This window comes from Caenibacillus caldisaponilyticus (genome assembly GCF_002003465.1).
GTDB classification, from domain to species: domain Bacteria; phylum Bacillota; class Bacilli; order Bacillales; family Sporolactobacillaceae; genus Caenibacillus; species Caenibacillus caldisaponilyticus.
Map to the genome: position 1 here is coordinate 23,781 of NZ_BDDQ01000001.1, position 15,249 is coordinate 39,029.

General features: G+C 46.4%; 16 protein-coding genes and 1 pseudogene. 13 read left to right on the forward strand and 4 right to left on the reverse strand.

Annotation, left to right across the window (positions count from 1 at the left end; translation table 11 throughout):
- The first annotated feature begins 149 nt into the window (after window positions 1-149).
- Together CCB157_RS00105 and CCB157_RS17870 are read left to right on the forward strand one after the other, a co-directional pair.
- Window positions 150-368 (forward strand): hypothetical protein, encoded by a 219-nt coding sequence (locus CCB157_RS00105; RefSeq protein ID WP_143286853.1) that lies wholly within the window; start codon window positions 150-152, stop codon window positions 366-368.
- Between the two features lie 415 nt (window positions 369-783).
- Window positions 784-1,134 carry a group II intron maturase-specific domain-containing protein gene (locus CCB157_RS17870; protein ID WP_238594537.1) on the forward strand — a complete coding sequence of 117 codons (351 nt, stop codon included), beginning with the start codon at window positions 784-786 and terminating at the stop codon, window positions 1,132-1,134.
- 99 nt (window positions 1,135-1,233) lie between these two features.
- Here CCB157_RS17870 and CCB157_RS00115 read toward each other — a convergent pair whose 3' ends face one another.
- Window positions 1,234-2,541, reverse strand: coding sequence for an MFS transporter (locus tag CCB157_RS00115; RefSeq protein WP_077613895.1), 1,308 nt, complete (start codon window positions 2,539-2,541; stop codon window positions 1,234-1,236).
- Window positions 2,542-3,076: 535 nt separating this feature from the next.
- On the opposite strand from CCB157_RS00115, the gene CCB157_RS00120 reads away from it, so the two are divergent.
- On the forward strand, window positions 3,077-3,853 hold the full coding sequence (locus CCB157_RS00120) for an IclR family transcriptional regulator (protein WP_077613896.1): 777 nt from the start codon (window positions 3,077-3,079) through the stop codon (window positions 3,851-3,853).
- Between the two features lie 13 nt (window positions 3,854-3,866).
- Window positions 3,867-4,637, forward strand: a complete 771-nt coding sequence (aroD, locus tag CCB157_RS00125) for a type I 3-dehydroquinate dehydratase (protein ID WP_077613897.1) — start codon at window positions 3,867-3,869, stop codon at window positions 4,635-4,637.
- A 379-nt stretch (window positions 4,638-5,016) separates the two neighbouring features.
- Here the strand turns inward: aroD and CCB157_RS00130 are convergent, their stop codons facing one another.
- On the reverse strand, window positions 5,017-5,244 hold the full coding sequence (locus CCB157_RS00130; protein ID WP_077613898.1) for a hypothetical protein: 228 nt from the start codon (window positions 5,242-5,244) through the stop codon (window positions 5,017-5,019).
- A 493-nt stretch (window positions 5,245-5,737) separates the two neighbouring features.
- Between CCB157_RS00130 and CCB157_RS00135 the strand changes: the two genes are divergently transcribed.
- From CCB157_RS00135 to CCB157_RS00165, 8 genes are all read left to right on the forward strand, one after another.
- Complete coding sequence (locus CCB157_RS00135; RefSeq protein ID WP_439951297.1) at window positions 5,738-6,661, forward strand: R2-like ligand-binding oxidase; 924 nt, start codon at window positions 5,738-5,740, stop codon at window positions 6,659-6,661.
- A 438-nt stretch (window positions 6,662-7,099) separates the two neighbouring features.
- Window positions 7,100-7,345, forward strand: coding sequence for a hypothetical protein (locus CCB157_RS17150; protein WP_143286854.1), 246 nt, complete (start codon window positions 7,100-7,102; stop codon window positions 7,343-7,345).
- 250 nt (window positions 7,346-7,595) lie between these two features.
- The gene (locus CCB157_RS00140) at window positions 7,596-8,348 is read left to right on the forward strand and encodes a hypothetical protein (RefSeq protein WP_143286855.1); all 753 of its coding nucleotides are present in this window, start codon (window positions 7,596-7,598) and stop codon (window positions 8,346-8,348) included.
- A gap of 312 nt (window positions 8,349-8,660) precedes the next feature.
- Window positions 8,661-8,918 (forward strand): hypothetical protein, encoded by a 258-nt coding sequence (locus CCB157_RS00145; protein ID WP_077613901.1) that lies wholly within the window; start codon window positions 8,661-8,663, stop codon window positions 8,916-8,918.
- Between the two features lie 123 nt (window positions 8,919-9,041).
- On the forward strand, window positions 9,042-9,239 hold the full coding sequence (locus CCB157_RS00150) for a hypothetical protein (protein WP_077613902.1): 198 nt from the start codon (window positions 9,042-9,044) through the stop codon (window positions 9,237-9,239).
- 372 nt (window positions 9,240-9,611) lie between these two features.
- Window positions 9,612-9,989: a PH domain-containing protein gene (locus CCB157_RS00155; protein ID WP_077613903.1), complete on the forward strand. Its 378-nt coding sequence runs from the start codon at window positions 9,612-9,614 to the stop codon at window positions 9,987-9,989.
- A gap of 1,141 nt (window positions 9,990-11,130) precedes the next feature.
- Window positions 11,131-11,403 carry a hypothetical protein gene (locus CCB157_RS00160; RefSeq protein ID WP_077613904.1) on the forward strand — a complete coding sequence of 91 codons (273 nt, stop codon included), beginning with the start codon at window positions 11,131-11,133 and terminating at the stop codon, window positions 11,401-11,403.
- A gap of 537 nt (window positions 11,404-11,940) precedes the next feature.
- Window positions 11,941-12,126 carry a hypothetical protein gene (locus CCB157_RS00165; RefSeq protein ID WP_077613905.1) on the forward strand — a complete coding sequence of 62 codons (186 nt, stop codon included), beginning with the start codon at window positions 11,941-11,943 and terminating at the stop codon, window positions 12,124-12,126.
- 110 nt (window positions 12,127-12,236) lie between these two features.
- On the opposite strand, the gene CCB157_RS00170 is transcribed toward CCB157_RS00165, so the two are convergent.
- Window positions 12,237-13,472, reverse strand: a complete 1,236-nt coding sequence (locus CCB157_RS00170) for an aminopeptidase (RefSeq protein ID WP_077613906.1) — start codon at window positions 13,470-13,472, stop codon at window positions 12,237-12,239.
- A 256-nt stretch (window positions 13,473-13,728) separates the two neighbouring features.
- On the opposite strand from CCB157_RS00170, the gene CCB157_RS00175 reads away from it, so the two are divergent.
- Complete coding sequence (locus tag CCB157_RS00175) at window positions 13,729-14,709, forward strand: HD domain-containing protein (protein ID WP_077613907.1); 981 nt, start codon at window positions 13,729-13,731, stop codon at window positions 14,707-14,709.
- 370 nt (window positions 14,710-15,079) lie between these two features.
- Here CCB157_RS00175 and CCB157_RS18425 read toward each other — a convergent pair.
- Window positions 15,080-15,249 (reverse strand): annotated as a pseudogene (locus tag CCB157_RS18425) (IS256 family transposase); the annotation flags it as partial.

Sequence of the window (15,249 nt, forward strand, 5' to 3'; positions counted from 1 at the left end):
ATAATGAAGCGTTACGGGATTATAAAGCGTGGCTCGCAAGGGTTAGACACGCACAGGCTGTGTACGATGGAGGCTTCGGAAGGCTTGATGAGCCAATTTGCAGCTCGCCTCTACCATGGGCGCAGTTGAAGCGCATCGGTGTAGAGGCGATGACTCAATGGATGATTGCCGGCAAGGATCGGTTGGAGGTCAAAACGTGGTTTGGGCAATGGGTGCCGAACCGTGAAACAAACGGTTCGGGTCGTAAGGCTCCAGAGACCAAAACCCGTAAAAGGCTGATCAAGCAAATCGTAAATGATGTACGAGAGAACATCCCCTATATGAAACAATCTTCAGGCACGATGATTCATCGCGCTTTGAAAGGGTAGATCGGTATTTAAAATACTTGGAAAGACCTCACGCAAGGAAGCTAAGAAAATAGAAAAACGCTTTCAAATGGCATTGTACAAAAAAGTGCCCACAAAAGCTTGACTACATCAGTCCATTAAGAGACATTTGTTCGAGGAAACCTATAATCCGGCGCCTGTCCAGAGATCGAAATCCCGAAACCCAACGGAGGCGTCCGATGTTGGGGATCCCAACTGTGATGCAAAAGTACCTGGAGAAGAAGTTAACCCCAAGGTCAACGAGGAAAAAAGTGCGGTCGACCGTCCCTGGAAACGAAAGTTTATAGGGTTCAGCTTCACGTCCAAACAAGAAGCTCGAATCCGACTTGCCCTGAAATCCGTTCAACGGTTTAAGAATAAAATCCGGCAACTGACGAATCCAAATTGGGGCCTTCCAATGGAGGAACATATCCGGAAACACAACCAATATACCATGGGATGGATGGGGTACTTCGCGTTAATTGAGATCCCCTCTCACTTGAAGCGCCTGGAAGAGTGGATAAGAAGATTGAGGCTATGCCATTGGCACCAATGGAAAAAGGTGAGAACTCGAATTCGTGAACTAAGAGCCCTTGGGCTCAAAAAACACGAAGTGTTCGAGATAGCTAACACTCGGATAGAGGCCTGGCATACGACAAGGACGCCTCAATTGAATAAAGCCCTTGTCAAAGCCTACTGGCTTAAGCAAGGGCTTAAGAGTTTAACGCAAATATATTTTGAACTTCGTCAAGATTGGCGTACCGCCTAGTGTGAACACGTATGTTAGATGGTGTAAGAGGACGGGGGGTTAGCCCCCCCTACTACTCGATTAATAAGAACTTGTCCATGATTTTGACGGCTCGCGTCGTTACAGGTTTGTGATGCTTTGGCGGGCTGTTTTCACTGTAAGTTCTTCCATCGGTTCGATCGGATTGAGATCCTTGAGCAAAAACACATAGCTGAAAATGCCGACCAACAAGAACAACGCCGCGACCAGGAAAGCGTACATGAAAGAGTTTGTCGCCTGTACGATGAACCCAGTGACGATGGGAGCGAGAATAGCCATCGCGTTATTCCCGAACGTTAAAATGCCTGTCATCGTGCCAACCATGCCCTTGGGCGCGACGAAGGTTGGGATGCTGTAGGCGATCGACGAAGTGATGACAAGGCCGCCGAGGGCAATCGAAATACAGATGATCGCGATGTTCGGATTCCTCGTGAAAGCCGCCCCGATGACCGTCAATCCGAGCAACATACCGATGACAAGAGTGGTTTTGCGCACGCGCGTCAAGTCATGGCCCTTTTTCACTAAATAGTCTACCAGCCAACCGCCAATTAAAAGCTCGGAAGCGGTGCCGACAAGCCATGGTACGGCCGAATACCAGCCGGATTTTAATACGGACATGTGCATTTCCGTGGCGAGATAGCCGGGAAGCCACGTAAGAAAGAGGAACCATGAGTAACCGTAGGCGGCAAACCCGATAAACGTCGCCCAAACTTTTCGTTTCGTCAATAAGTAGCCGAGATCTTGCCAAACATTCCTCGATGATTCACCCGGCTGTTGGGCACCGCCTTCCATAATATAGTTATATTCTTCCTTGGACAACCTTTTGTCTTCATGCGGATCACGATACATGATCCAAAATGCGATAACGTAAATCAAGCTGAAGGCCGCGGTGACATAAAAAGCCGCTCTCCAACCCCATAACATGATGACTAAAGCGATAATGGGAGTACCAATGGCATTGGAGAATTTTGACTGAGCATCATAAAGCGCGATGGCCGTCCCGCGTTCGTTTCGCGGAAACCAATAGCCGATCGCTTTCGCGGCGCCTGGGAAATATGGGGCTTCGCCGATTCCAAGCAACACCCGTGATAACATTACAAGCCCCTGGCCGCTCGCTACCGCGGTAAGCAAACAAGCAATTGTCCAAATGATGGTGCCGATCCGCGATACCCACTTGACGCCTATTTTATCAAGAATCGTGCCCGCGGGAATTTGCAGGATGGCATACGACCAAGCAAAAGCGGATAACAAAATCCCGACTTGGCCGGCGCTCAGATGGAACTCTTCCGACATCGGTTTGACGCCGACGGACATATTGATCCGATCAAAATAATTAATGATCACTCCGATGGCGATTAAAGAGACCATTGCCCAACGCCTTTTTTTCATTTGCTTATTCACCAACCTTTATTTTTTAGTTGTAAACGCATACATTTTCTTGCAGAAAAAATACCGATGATCCGTTTTGATGACGAAAACACCCTCAGGAAATATCCGTTTGGAAAGAATGGCTAAAATGTGTGTTCCATTGTATGTAACTGAGTTACAAAATGTGAATCCTTGTTTGGAGTATAGCAAAGTTTATGATTTTTGTCTAGGTTTTGAACGTGAATTTTTAAACTTTTTCTGAATCACCGTGAAGCTCTTCCGTCCCTAGCGTGGTAAAAAGATTAACGGAAGGAATTTCGTCCTTCCACATAAAATTATTTAGGTAACGGGGGATATTGCTTTTTTTAAAAAGGCATTTGTGAAAGCCTGTATTGCTGCGAGAGGCGCCTGGAAGCAAATGCCGAACGCCTCGGAAAGACGGGAAAATCAGAAAGGCATTGCGAAACGTGGCGAATGCAGGTAAAATGGTCTCGCATAATTCCGATCATAGAAATTAATTTTCACATTTTGGAACAAAGCGGCGGAGTGAAAGGTTATGGCCGAAGCGGCAAATGAAAAAGAAAACAAAAAAATGGATTCAGGAATTCGCACTGTTCAGCGGGCTATCAATATTTTGTATTGTTTTACCATGGATGAGCAGGAGCTTTCCTTGACGGAGATCGCAAAGAAGATTGACCTTGCGAAATCCACGACGACGAGGTTGCTTTCGACCTTGGAACAAAATAACCTCGTCGTGAAAGATCCAGTGACTTTAAAGTATCGGCTCGGGCAAGGAATCTACTACCTCGGGCACATCGCGGGCAAAACGATTAAAATCCGGGAAATTGCCCGGCCCGTCATGGAAGAGCTGCGCGACATGACGCGCGAAACCGTCAACTTGTATATGTTGGAGAATGAATCCAGGGTTTGTGTCGAACAATGCGAAGGGCTGCAATCGATCCGCCACATGGTCAGAATCGGGGAGAAATTGCCGCTTACGGCCGGGGCGGGCGGGAAGGTGCTTCTGGCCTACCAATCGCCGGCTTTCCAAGAAAAAATTTTCAAGCGGATGCCTTCTGAAGAAAAGGTCTCTTCATTAAGGGATGAGCTGGAAAAGATCAAATCGGAGCGGTGTGCGTCAAGCATCGATGAACGCGAAGTCGGTTCCGCCGCGGTCGCCGCCCCGATCTTCAATATAGGCGGCGATGTGACGGCCTGTTTGTCCGTTTCAGGTCCGACGAACCGCTTTACGCATGAAGTGGTGGAAAAATTCAAACGGTTAGTCAAAGACGGCGCCATGGCCGTTTCGGAAAGATTGGGTTATCGGGAATAGCGGGGGGATAGCGGTGAATATTTCACGAAAAACGGTAGCGGTGCGGGACAAGCGGATCGGCGGAGAGCGCCCGTGCATTTGCGCGCCCGTCGTCGGGGAAAATCTGGAACAAATTGTGTCGGAAACGGAAGAAATCCGCCGAAAGGCTCCTGACATCATCGAGTGGCGCGCCGACTACTTTAAGGATATCGGCGATCCGCAAAGGGTGGAAGAGGCGGCTCTGGCCATCCGGCGGATTGCAGGGAATATTCCCGTCCTTTTTACGGTTCGCTCGGAAAAGGAAGGCGGGCATCCCGCACCGATTGAGGAATCGGAAAAAATCCGGCTGTTGATTGAGGTTTGCCGAAAACAATTCGTCGATATGGTCGATTGCGAGCTTTATTATGGAGAGGACCTTGTTCCGCTTAGCGAGGCAGCGAAGAAAACCGGTATCCGCTTGGTTGTCTCTTATCATAACTTCCACTCCACGCCGCCGAAAGAGGAATTGGTTCAAAAAATGTTGAAAGCGGAATCTTACGGGGCCGATATCGCCAAAGTCGCCGTGATGCCAACCTCACCGGATGACGTACTCGCTTTGTTTCAAGTGACCCAAGAAGGGCGGAATCGGTTACGCATTCCCCTTATCACCATATCAATGGGCGGGTTGGGGGTCGTCACCCGCTTGACCGGGTGGCTGTTCGGTTCAGCGGTCACCTTCTCCGTCGGCCAAAAGAGTTCCGCACCGGGTCAAATCCCGATCGAAGAATTGCGCGCTGCTCTTCGCGTGGTACAGAAATATGTTTAAACACTTCGGGGCATAAGCGGGATGAGGCGGCCTTCGTTAACTTTCTCTCGATGGAAAAAAAAGACGCAGCTAACGCCGGATGGCCGGAATCTGAAGAGGCGGAGTCTTTGTCCCCTTTCAAATGGGGGACTGGACATCGCTTTGGCGTATCAGGCGGCGAACGGCAGGAAAATCAATTTATGATGGTTTACCGGAACCCGGGTTGTCCCGCTCCGCAGGCGCCCCGGCCTTTTCCGATGCCCGCAAAGTCAGTGTTCAACAGCTTTATATTTTAACGGGAACCTTTACGATGGTGAGAAGAATGTATTGGGAAGGGCGGGACGGAAGAAACCGTATTTTCGCTGTAGGATGCGCGCTTGTCCGTGCCGACAAAATGGAGTTAGAAGGTTTTTCCGAAGCCTTCCAGCGTTGTATTTGGGATGCACATTGAAAGGGTCGTGATGATGGAGGTGATAAAGGCGGATTCCGTGCGGTCCAGGACATACCACAACACACCGAGCTCAAAAATGGCGTCGGCAATGACGCCTAATCCGTTGTTTCCAATAATTAATCCCATGTTCCGCTTAACGGGCATCTCGAAGCGTTGTTGTTTCCCTTCACTGGTCATCTGTCACCCTCCAAAACTTTCCATAGCACTTTGGCTTCAACGCAAGTTTTTAATGAAACGCCTCTTTCTTAATTCGACATGTTCCGGCTAAAATCCTTGTGAATTCTGATTTTTTGCGCATATCTTGCCCATCGGTTGGTGTAAATTGGTGCGGCCGCCCATCCCCTCACTCACTACAGGGAAGGCAGCTTGACATCAGGTCCGGCTCGTTCACCCACGTTTGCAACCTACCGACTTCTACATTAATAGGGCCGGCGCGCCGGCAACGGAGATTTTCCCGACATTGTTCGGAATGGGTTTGAGGAGCCGAAGGCCTTATACTAATGATAAGGCGCATAAGCAACGGAACGCATGGCAAAGGTGGATGAAGGAACGGGCAGATTTTTTCGATGAGCTGGCGGTGTGTTCGGACCCGCTTGCAATGGGGACAGATCGGGGAAGAACCGGGTTCGAGGCGGATCATCGGCTCTCGTGAATAAATTTTTTGAGGGGGATGGGTGCGAAAATGGTTCACGAAAGCTTTCAAACCGTGAAAGGGCAGATTCATTGGGATCATCCGATGTACAAACTTTATGAAAAAGCGAAAAGGAACGGAAAGTGGAATCCGGCCGATATCGATTTCAGCCAAGACCGCGAAGATTATAACAATCTGCATCCCGACGAAAGAATCGCGATTTTGCCGCTGATTTCTTCGTTTTCCGCGGGGGAGGAAGCCGTCACCCTCGACATTTTGCCGATGGTTCAAGCGATGGCGCGCCAAGGGCGGCTGGAAGACACGATGTTTTTGACGACGTTCGTCCACGACGAGGCGAAACATACGGAGTTGTTTTCCCGATGGCAGCAGGCCGTCGGCGTCGGCGACATGGACTTATCCGTCTTTCACAGCGACAGCTACAAACGGATTTTTTATGAGGAGCTGCCAGCGGCGATGGACCGTTTGAACACCGACGATTCCCCGGAAGCGGTCATTCGCGCGGCAACGGTCTACAACATGATTGTGGAAGGGGTACTCGCTGAATCGGGGTATTATTCCTTTAGGCAAGTTTTTAAAAAAGCGGGTCTCTTTCCGGGAATTTTGCAAGGCATTGATTACTTAAACATGGATGAAGGCCGCCATATTCAATTTGGCATTTACACCATTCAACGCCTGGTCGTCGGCAGCGCTGCCAATTATAAGATTTTTAACGATTATATGGATGAACTTTGGGAACACGCTTTCGGCATTGTGGAATACTTAACCTCTTTAGCGGAAGAGCAGCGAAAGCAAGCCGCGTTTCAGTCTTCGCTCGAATTCGATCCGGATATGATGAAAGAATACGCCGTGAAACAATTTCACATTCGTAAAAGCAAGGTGGATCGGGTCAAGCGATATCAAAGCCTCAGCGAGTTGGAGGCGGCCGTCACAGGGGACATATAAAAGGCGGGTTTCCCCTCAAATGCCGGCTGAACGGGCGCGGTTCGGGCGCTTGTGATGGGGCGGCTGATTCAACACGGGAGAAAGGGAGCCATCCCGTCGTATGGGCTGTGTCCAATGTTGACAGCGCCAAGTTTCAAAACCGTTTTTATCGGAGTGACGGAAAAGGTTTTCAGTTTGACGGTCTTTAGATTTTGCGCGGGCATATTTGAAAAGCTTCGCCAATTTTCTTCTAAACGGCGGGCTTTTTTCTTTCGTTAAAATTCCAGACGGATTCAGATAAGCGGCCTGTATGGCTGCTTTTTATTTCAAAAAGTCGATGAATGTAGGGGGAGGGGGAGCTAACCAATCAATAGAGTGCCCCGGATAAATGCGAGAAATTTTAATGGGCGTGCGGTTCAAACACCTTTCAAAATCTCCCGAATACCTTAAGAGAGTCGTTTGGTATTTTTTGGACAACATCCCGGATCAATGGGCGGCGCGGCAGCCTGTTTGATGCTGTTTGTGACGATCATGTCATACCGTGCTGAAATGAATCCGGGCCATACAAATTCTGATGGGAATAGTATTGATGAAAACGGCATGTTAAGAGAGAACGTTTTGGCTATAAAAAATAAGACCGTTCATCAGCTGGCTAAAACAATTCTCAACGAGGAATTCGGACCTAATTGTTGCGCCGTTCATTAATGGACACTTTTCCGCCGCATGCTCTAAAAAGTTATTCTCAGAAACGTTCTGATCAAACGAAAGATCATTAAAATTTTATTAATAATGCCGATATTTATAATAAATACAAAATGTTTAGGGGTGCACGGGAATGGAGATCCACTCGAATCCGTTAAATTGTTATCTATTAAATACAAATCATGCCTACAAGTTAAACGGCAACAGCCATAATCTTCATGTAAACCAGCCGGTGCAGGGCGGCGGACCAAACTTGGATAAATTGACACTATCATCATTCCAAAAAGGCTATCCGGCCGGAAGCATCAAAATCGAGCGTGCCGAAAAAACCGTTGCCTCCGTTTATTATTATGATTATTTTTCCGTTGAGGATATGACGGGCTTGACAGAGGAAGAAAAGAACCGGATCAATGAAGCGATAAGAGCGGCAACCACCATCGATCTAAACTATTTTTCCGGCGGATCGACGAGTGACCAATTTGCTATGGCCATGGCACAGATGAAAGCAAAACTGGATTTTGTCGCCCAACATCTCGTTCCTGAACAATTTAAAGATCAAATGATGCAGGCGACCAATCAATTTATCAATGACAAATTTGCGGTATACAATGATCAAATGTTAAAAATTCAACAAGCCATTTATGATACGTACAAGGACCAATCCGGACCGATGAAGCATATCGCCGAATCGGCTTTGCAACAAATTCAGGCGATAAAAGACGGCCATAGCGCCTTACAAAAAGAACAAACGCATTATCTTTCCTTATTCTCAGAGCTCAACGGCACGGACGCCGGCGAATTTGTCCAAAAATATGAGGACGTCATGAGAGCATATCAAGCAGAACAAGAAGCGGCTTCCCATGGGGATGCCTTCACGAAAAAACGAGTGGACCGAAATATTCGCTTCTTGAGAGAAATGTGGAACCAATTTATCGACCGCCTTTCCGGCTATGATCAATATCGTGTCTCTACCGAGGAAACCCCTCTGATCGATCAAACGGTGTGAGATTCAGAGCTATTCTGTTCCATGCCCGTAGCGACAAGCTGCGGGTTTTCGTTATTTCATCGGTCTACATGCATTTTTCAAAACTGGAAGATTCACCGGATATGCAGATCGTCCTAGAAACGAACAAAGGGTGAAAGCCGCCTTGGTGGCTCTCTAATTCAATGAATAAAGAAAACTTTCTCATATCAAAAATGTGTGTACAATAGAATCTGGGTATTTTCATTTTGGTTCATGCACATGGCAACGGCTCAAGGTGACAGGCATCCCTTGGGACGCCATGCGGATGGCCGAAGGGAAAGCGTGGCCCACCCTATGCATGGGGCTGATGAGGTCGGAGCCTTCACCAAGCGCACAAGCTTGGCCAACTATCACAGCCTCACGCTGCCGTTTTATGATCTGGCGTTATACCTCGGGGTGGTGTTGAGTGGCCTGCTCGTCGCACACGTCTCAATGAACAATTTTCTGAGCATTTTGGTCATCGTCAATACGGTGGCGGTGCTCTTCTATGTTCCGGTGTTTTTTGCCAAACGAAGCAAACCGGAAAGAAGCGCCGAGAAAACGTACTTGTAGGCGTAATGAATAAGGTGTTCTTATTTTAAGCGGCATCGCGTCAGCCACTATGAGGAGATGGCTGCAAGGTGTTTGCTGGACGAGTACCGAATGATTATTGATTTATAAGAAAGGAGGGAAACGGTGGGCGCATTTGTACAAGCGTGGATGGATTTTTTTCGGCAAAATGTGCTTTTGTCGCTCGTTGGAGCGGCCGCCGTGGTTCTGGTAGTCGCCATGCTTAAGTGGTCGGGGCTCCATCTTGGGATCATCGTGTTTTCAGTGGCTTTGTTTCTGGCGTTGTTCCTGGTCGGCGGTTATTTTCGACGATATGCGATCTGAAGCAGCCTATCAAGAAATTTATTGAATGCAACGTCCGCATCTTGGGTTTGGCTCATGATCAAATAAAATGTGTACCGATGTGCCGATTGCGGTACATCATTTTTTGTATAATAATTTTAAGATCGGCGGGCAGCGGTTCGCTCGTCTCGCGCTAAGCGAAGATTTATTTTTATTATGTCGTCCATGGCCCGGACAGAGGAGGGAAAGCGTCACTGCGAATAACGACGTTTTTAGCCGGATCGCAAAGGCCGTTCAACACAGACCGGACTGACGTTAGTGGCCATTCATCCGATTTAAGATGGTTAGAGAGTTGTTGAGCCATTTTAGAAAAATGGTATGGTGACAGATTGACGAATTTGAGGAGGGACAGGAATGGGCATTTTCAGCGGCATACTTGGCAATGCATGGAATGTCAATAAGAATGACGTAAAAAAAGAATTGGCAAAGGTTTTGAACGAGAATGAGGACATCAACGCCGCTTTTAAACTCGTCCGCGATTTAATTGTTTTCACGGATAAACGTTTAATCCTCGTAAATAAACAAGGCGTGACCGGGAAGAAAACGGAGTACCATTCCATACCTTATAAAAGCATTTCCCACTTTAGCGTGGAAACGGCCGGGCATTTCGATTTAGATGCAGAGTTGAAACTGTGGATATCGGGCGCTCTTGAACCGGCGGTTTCTTTGCAATTTAGAAAAGATGAGAGCATCTACGACATACAGAAAATTTTGGCCGCCGTTTGTGCGTAAGCCAATTTTTTACGAAGCAACGTTAGTAAACATTTCGTTTTTGGAGGGACACGGTTTTGGAAAATCAGAGGATTACGAAGCGGCAGGGTCATTTTACCGGGCAATGAGCAGGTAATTGTGAAGACCTATGAGAAATATACTTTTTTGGCGTATGACACTCTCATGTCGACGACAACAACATGTGACGCTGTGCCGTCAAGTCGTATAAAAGTGCATTTAGTTGATAGGATGCAATTCTGCAGTTCTAATCATCGCCTGCCGCTCCGTGCAGCTTCTGTCCAAGAACGCTGTCCCGCCCCTTTCACATGTTCCTCTTTTCAATTGGCTCCTTCACTATGATTCATCGCATAAGGTTCTTGAATCAATCGAAAAACTTCACTCCCCAACATATTTCGTATTAATTGATGGAGAGAAGGCTTATGGGACTGCTCAACGCCATTAGGCTTTGTAATGCCGCTTGCCTGCTCACTAATCACTAAAGGAATCTTTCCTAAGCTGTTTTAAGCAGGGCGCTTCGTCATCCATCAATAGGAATATTTTACCAAAATTGAAAATAGCCATTAAGACCTATTCATTAATATTATAAATTGAAAAATAATTATTATAATTGAAATGGATTTTTACGGATAAAGCATCGGACCCATACGGAAAATCATCAAAAATGGGAATCCAAGGGTAAAGGTTGAAAAAATAGGAAAATTTTGTTTATTGAAGAAGACTTAAGCAAGACATTTGCTTACTGAGAGCTGCCAGCTCACTAATCACTAAAGTGATTTTTCCTAAGCTGTTTTTCCGCTAATAATAAAGCAATTAAAGATTTATTGACAAGAATAGGGGGATGATAGTGGGATTTTCAGTATTCTTGTAGGGATTATTCTTATTGTATACAGTTTAAAGTTTAGGAAAAAGAACACGGCTGGATTTATAGTTTCCCTGCTGATTGGTTTGCTGTTTTTATCATTTTCCATCTATCTAGCATTACTAAAATGAGTGAAACGCTTTGCTTATAACGGAGACGGAAAAAACAATATAGCTACAAATAGCGAGGCGGAAGCATAAGACAAATAAATGCGATAAATGTTGGAGGCATCTCTGGTAAGGTTGAATATGTCAAACAATAATTGCCCAGGTTTATCCTGGTTTGTATGAAAAATTAGCCGAAAACCTAAGTGGGGTGAGAGTTATCAAAGACATCCACGAAACGGAGAAAGCGGAAGAATTTCAAAGGCACAATGACGATGAGCTTTATTCTCCGATTGAAGACTTACAAAGAATTGCGGGAGGCGGACCGCTAAAAAGGAGCAGTTTTAATATCCAATCTTTTCCCAAGGGGATTAAACTTTTAGGGTATTTTTTTATCGGATTTATGGCTGCGGCTTTCTTGCTCGTGGTGATTTTCAATTTATTGGATTAAACCGTATCCAAAGCGTTGAGAACACTCTCACCGCTTTTTTGTTTCGAGCGCTCTCGGAGCCCGCTATCTGCTTTTTCTTTACTAAGATGGGGATTGTTTTGGAACAGTACGGGGAAAAAAGCGTTCATCTTAATGTTAAAAGACATTTTTTGCGTATTATTTCATCGGAAATTCAGGCGGGTTGACAGCGATTCAATTGCGGACGGAAAAAATTCAACAAAAACGGCTGCGAATTCAACGAAAATGAGGAACAATTCAATGAAAACCTAATGGAATTCAACGAAAGCCAAAGGGAATTCAATAAAACTAAAATTTCAGATATAAAGAGACCGACGATTCATGAAAAAGAACCATTCGCCTTGCTTTGACATTGATAGGCCGGCACTAATGCATAAGTTCCGTGCCGCAAAATAAGTGAATTTTTTGTAATTTTCCGGTCCCTTTGCAGGGATTTAAAAAGCGGATGTCGAATCGATAGCGCAGGATTGTTGCCGCCGATGAACTTGTTTTGATTAACGACTGAGAGGAGAAAAGATCATGGGTATAGCCAGCGGATTAAGTGTGATTAACCTTCTCTTATTTGTATTGATCGTTATGTTTCTGTATAACGGTTATGTTTATTTTCGCCGGAGCAATGAAGCGAAAGAGAAACTCATGTACAAATTAGATAGAATCATCGAGATTCTCGATAAAGAAACGCATGGCGATAAAAAAGAAGAATAAATTCGTGAGCCCTCGTTTTATGGGAATGTTGGACGAGCGTCATGCCCGTGAATAACGAGAAAAAGGACCATAAACGGCCCTTTTTCTCTTGCCATTGAATCGGGAATGCATTAAAAAGCCCAGTTGCCGTTGCGGAACAGCGGGATGCGTTCGCCGTCCGCGGTTTCCCCGTCGATGTCCAAATCGGCGGAACCGATCATGAAATCGGTGTGGCCGACGCTTTGGTTGACGCCTTTTTTTACCAGTTCTTCTTTCGACAATCCTCCGGAGCCTTTAATGTTCATGGTGATCGCCGCGCCGAGCGCCAAGTGGCAAGACGCGTTTTCGTCATAGAGCGTATTGTTGAAAATGATGTTGAGGTTCGATATCGGCGAATCATGCGGCACCAGGGCGACTTCCCCGAGATAGCGCATGCCTTCATCCATGTCCAAGGCCTTTTGCAAGGCTTCGAGGCCTTTTTTCGCCTGAACGTCGACGACCTTGCCGTTTTCAAAGGTCAATGTAAAATCTTCCACCATGTTGCCCATGAGCGACAACGGCTTCGTGCTCCTGACGGTTCCGTTGACGCCCGTTTTAAGAGGCGCGGTAAACACTTCTTCCGTCGGCATGTTCGGGATGTAACGGGTGCCGAACGTCGACTGGTGGCTGCCGCCGAGCCAGACGTGGTCAGGATGAAGGTCGATATGTAAATCCGTCCCCGCGCTTTTATAATGCAAGGTTTTAAAACGCTTTTCGTTCAGAAAAGCTGTTTTTTCTTTTAAATTGCGTTCGTGCTCACGCCAGGCTTGCACAGGATCGGGTTGGTCGACCCGAACGGTTTTAAAAATTGCCTCCCATAATTTCGCGATCGCTTCTTCGGTTGAGAGATCGGGAAACACCGTTTGGGCCCAGGCTGCAGTCGGCACACCGACAATGGCCCAATGAATATCGCCTTTTAATTGCGCGACTTGAAAGAAGTGAAGCTGTTCGCCATTGGCTCTGGACGTGAGCATTAACCGCTCCGGATTGATTCCTTCATAGGCGCGCGGGTTATGGCCGGTCACGCTGAGCAGGCAATCGTGGTGGTCGACCATTTGCCGATACCTCTCAATGTCCCAAGCCGGCACTTCTTTCAACGTGGCTTCGGGCGCTTTTTGCAAATGAACGCGTTGCGTTTCGTCATCATGCCAATTCACGCTGACTCGCTCCGCCCCGTTTTCATAAGCCTGTTCCACGACGCGGCGAACAAAGGGCGCCGCTTCAAGCGGTGCGTTGATGAACAAACGTTGTCCTTTTTGCAAGTTAAGGCCGACTTGAACCGTCAATTTTGCATAATCATCCATGCGCTTTGCCAATAAATCGGTCATCGTAACTCTCCTTTATCCAAGGTCATTTTCTCTCTCTTAACTTTACAATAATTCCCCCAATTTTTGAAGGTGAAGAACAGGGAAGCGTCCGTTTTTTCTAAAGAAGGATTTTTCTTAATAGATTGCGAACATACCATAAGGCAAGGGTCGCATGGGTTCTATTGCAATGAATGTGGTATGCCGCAAATAAGTGGGTGTATCAGAGGGGCGCAGGAAACCGGAAGTGTTTTTTAATAGCTTGATAGAGGTGGAAAATGTGAGAGTAACAGATATTCTTTACGATGAATGGCAGATTGGCGGGGTTCTTGAAGAGTTAATCATGAGCAAACCCGTGCAAAGGTTAAAAGGAATCCATCAAGGAGGAGCGAGCTATTTAATCAATGAGAAATGGAATGTCACGCGTTATGAACACTCCGTCGGCGTTATGCTTTTAATTCGGAAGCTCGGCGGTTCGTTGGAGGAGCAAATCGCGGGGTTGCTTCATGATATTTCGCACACGGCCTTTTCGCACGTCATTGATTTTGTGTTTGAAAATAAAGCGGAAGATTTTCATGAAAAAATCTATCATCGTGTCGTCGGCGATTCGGAAATTCCCGGTATTCTTGAAAAATATGGGTACCATTATGAAGAGATATTATCTGACCTTTCGAAATGGACATTGCTTGACCAGCCTGCGCCCGAATTGTGTGCGGATCGTGTCGATTATACGTTGCGCGATATGGTTCAATATGGGTGGATATCATTGGAAGAAGCCAAATGTTTTTTGGAACATTTAACCGTTATGAATGGCAGAATGTACCCCAAAGACGTCGAAGCGGCCGAATGGTTCGTTAAAACCTATTACAAAGAAGTCATCGATTTTTTCATGAACCCTCTAAATGTGTATGGTTACCATGCTTTAGCCAAAACGTTGAAAACAGCTTTAGCAAAAAACGTCATCGATTTCAATGATTTGCTCGGCACAGACGAAAGTGTCATGAACATCCTAGATTCATCAGAAGATGACGAGATTCGAAGTCTTTTAAGGCAAATCCGCCGAAACGCGCGGGTAAAAGAGGATCAAAGCAACTTTGATTTCCATTTCAAAAATAAAGTGCGTCTGATCGATCCCTCCGTTCCTTTCGAAAATCGGTGGGTCAGAGCCTCCGCCTTGTCAGAAGACATAAAAAGAATGGGAGAACAGGCCTACAATAAGATGGTGAATGGAATCTACGTCAAAATCCTTTCGAACGAATGACGGACCGCTCCATCTTAAAACAAGATAACCTGGTTTTTTTAAGGAGGAGAGCTTTCATCACACGAAGGTCCTCCATTTTTTCAAAATCATCTTTTGTCTTTAACAGGATGATTCGTTTCATGTGATCAATCCTTATCTAAACCGTGACAAGTAATGGAATGGTCAAGTCCATTTTATTGTGTAAATTTCCCTTTGATAGAAAGATGGACCTGATGACCTGACGTATGGCAGGTAAGTCCGGCAAGTCTCCCTGCCGGTCGCCTTCCCGGACTAATGATCATTGTTGTCAAAGTACAGGTGTGTCAAGGCGCTTTCGCGGCAACTCCTCGCTTCCGAGGTATTTCACGTTCTCCTTGACACGTCGAAGAAATTATCCCACTTTCTTGATCGCCGAAACTTCCTGATTCATCGTTTGAACGCCTAACTCTTTCGTTTTCCGCCACTGCCAATAGTCGGACATATCCAGGTATTTGCGTCCCGATATCCATTTTTCGTCCATTTCGATCAACACGGCGCCTACGAGGCGATACACCGATTCCC